A 2,931-nucleotide genomic window follows, 5' to 3' on the forward strand; every position below is an offset into this window, starting at 1 on the left:
TTCCAACGTTCATGAAGCGCCGGCCAGCGGCCGGCACCACCGTGTGGGCTGTGGACCCTCCAGATWCCTGAAGGGAATCTGTATTCCGTCGTTCACCATCAGCCCACGTCCCCGCATCCGGCGCTGCGCTGGTACCCTTTCCTTCCCCCCTTTCGCCTCGCTGCCGCCGCCATGAGCCGACTCCGTATATTTGACGACACCGCCCCGGATACCGCACGGTTCGACAGCCGCGATGGCGACGCGATCGCAGCCGAACTGAAGAAGATCGGCGTCACCTTCGAGCGCTGGCAGGCGGCCCATGAGGTCGCCCCAGGCGCGAGCCAGGACGAGGTGTTCGCTGCCTACCGTACCGACATCGACCGCCTGGTCGCCCAGCACGGCTTCAAGAGCGTGGACGTGGCCTCGATCGCCCCGGACAACCCCAACCGCGCCGAACTGCGAAAGAAGTTCCTCGACGAACACTTCCACAAGGAAGACGAGGTGCGCTTCTTCGTCGCCGGCTCCGGGCTGTTCACCCTGCACGTGGACGGCAAGGTCTACGAGATCGAGTGCGTCAAGAACGACCTGATCGCCGTGCCCGACGGCATCACCCATTGGTTCGACATGGGCGAAGAACCCAATTTCGTGGCGATCCGCTTCTTCACCGAGGCCGATGGCTGGATCGGTCATTTCACCGGCAGCGACATCGCCCAGCAGTTCCCGCGTTACCACCCCGCACAGCACCAGGCCGACTGATCCATGCCGCATCCCACTGTCATCCTCACCGATATCGAAGGCACCACCAGCAGCATTTCGTTCGTCAAGAACGTGCTGTTTCCGTATGCACGCAAGGCACTGCCGGCGTTCGTCGCCGCGCATGGCCAGCAGCCGGAGGTACGCCGCTGGCTGGACGCGGTGGCCGTGGAGATCGGCGGTGCCTGCCAGGACAGCCTGATCGTGGAAACCCTGCAGGGCTGGATCGACCAGGACCGCAAGCACACGGCCCTGAAGGCGCTGCAGGGCATGATCTGGGAAAGCGGCTACCGCAACGGCGACTACAAGGCGCACTTCTATCCGGAAGTGGCGGCGGTGCTGAAGGGCTGGCATGCGCAAGGCAAGCCGCTGTACGTGTACTCGTCCGGCTCGGTGCCGTCGCAGAAGCTGTTCTTCGGTTTCAGCGACGCCGGCGACCTGACCGGTCTGGTCTCGGGATGGTTCGACACCGAAGTCGGCGGCAAGCGTGAGGCCGACAGCTACCGCCATATCGTCAAGGCGATCGGCGTACCGGCCGGGCAGATCGTGTTCCTGTCCGACGTGGTCGAAGAGCTGGATGCCGCCCGCGAAGCCGGCCTGCAGACCCGCCTGCTCGACCGCCTGGACGACTACCCGCTGCCGCGCAGCGGTGAAGCCACGCATGGCCATGACCGCGTCGAGAATTTCCAGCAGATCACGCTGTAGCGCCACGCTGCCCGCCCTGAAGCCAGGCACGACCGGATGGGTAGAGCCACGCCATGCGTGGCTGCACGTCGCGCACTCCCCGGCACCGCGCCCAACCACGCGTGGCGTGGCTCTACCGCAGGACGTCGGCCAGTGAGGTGAGGCGGAGCGTGCTGCGCAGCGTGTCCAGGTCCGCATCGCTGCGCAGGCGGAGGGTCTTCGCCTCCCCCGGCACCAGGTCCAGCGCGTTATCGTCCAGCGTGGCATCCCGGTCGTCGAAGTCGATCCACAACGCGCGCACCAGCGTTGGCGAACGCAACGTGAGCACATAGCCTTCGCCATCGGCACGCAGGTCGCTGTCGATCTTCGTCCGTGTCAGCGCAAGGTCCTTGGCCGCGGCGAAGTACACCACCTGCTGCGACAGCACCTGCGTTCCATCCAGCAGTTCGACCACCGCCACGGTCCGCGTCGGATCCGCCCCGTGCAGCAGCGATGCATCCTCGTACCGGCCCACCTCCAACGCCGACAGCGGCGGCAACGCCACGGTGTGCCGCTGCTGGTGGCGCAGCGTCCCATCCAGATCAATCACGCGCAGCCGCCATGTCGCCTGGAATCCCTGCTGGCGATCATTGAGCAGGCTTACCCGGGTCACCCCGTCATCACGCAACGCCGCCACCGCCCGGTCGGCAAAGAAGCGTTTCGCGTGGAAATGCAGCGCCTTCCAGCGGCCTGCGTAGTCGATGCTGGACCACGACGCCCCCGGCCACACATCGTTGAGCTGCCAGTACAGCGAGCCCATCGTGTACGGCCGTGACGCGCGGTGGTGCAGCGCGGCCAGCTGGATGCCGTCGGCCTGCATCACCTGGCTGAGGTACACGAACGCCGGGAAATCGCGCGGCGCGCCGTACTCGTCTTCGATGTACTTCAACAGGCGCTGGTTGCCCTCGCCCGCCATGAATTTCTGGTGGGCGCGCACCGTGGCGCTGTCCACCTGCTGCTCGGCGACCGGAATGATGCCGTCCAGCGTGCGCAGCGACGGCCAGGCCTGCAGCCCGTATTCGGACATGAAGCGCGGCGTCTCGCGCAGGTAGGCGGTCACCGGCAGCGCCGGGTTGCCCCACACCTGCCAGTAGTGTTTGTCGCCACGGGTGGAATCGTTGGCCTTGTCGTCCAGGTCGTTGCTGGGCGAGCTGGACCAGTACGGCACGCCCAGGCCCTCTTCGGCCACCACCTGGCGCAGGTCGTTGCCGAACAGGTCCACGTAGCCCTGCCAGACCTTCGCCGCGAATGCCGGATCGGCAGCGGTGAGGTCGCGACCATGGCCCCAGTCTTTCCACGCGGTTTCTTCCTCGTTGTTGCCACACCACAGGACCACGCTGGGATGGTGGCGCAGCCGGCGCACGTTGTCGCGCGCTTCGGCGACCACATTGGCGCGGAACGCCGGATCGTAGCCGGGCTGCATGCCGCCGCCGAACATGAAGTCCTGCCAGACCAGCAGGCCCAGCTCGTCGGCGA

The 2,931-nt window shown here is 66.3% G+C and carries 3 protein-coding genes; 2 read left to right on the forward strand and 1 reads right to left on the reverse strand.

The genetic code is table 11. The features are described from left to right. Positions 1-171 precede the first annotated feature (171 nt). Positions 172-735: a 1,2-dihydroxy-3-keto-5-methylthiopentene dioxygenase gene (locus tag ACXJKH_RS17945; RefSeq protein WP_457321361.1), complete on the forward strand. Its 564-nt coding sequence runs from the start codon at positions 172-174 to the stop codon at positions 733-735. Positions 736-738: 3 nt separating this feature from the next. Further along, a complete protein-coding gene (gene mtnC / locus ACXJKH_RS17950) occupies positions 739-1,437 on the forward strand; it encodes an acireductone synthase (protein ID WP_457321363.1) in 699 nt (232 codons plus the stop codon). A gap of 112 nt (positions 1,438-1,549) precedes the next feature. Here the strand turns inward: mtnC and ACXJKH_RS17955 are convergent. After that, on the reverse strand, positions 1,550-2,931 hold a 1,382-nt coding region (locus tag ACXJKH_RS17955; RefSeq protein ID WP_457321365.1), incomplete at its 5' end, for a glycoside hydrolase family 2 protein.

The organism is Stenotrophomonas sp. P5_B8 (assembly GCF_054049855.1).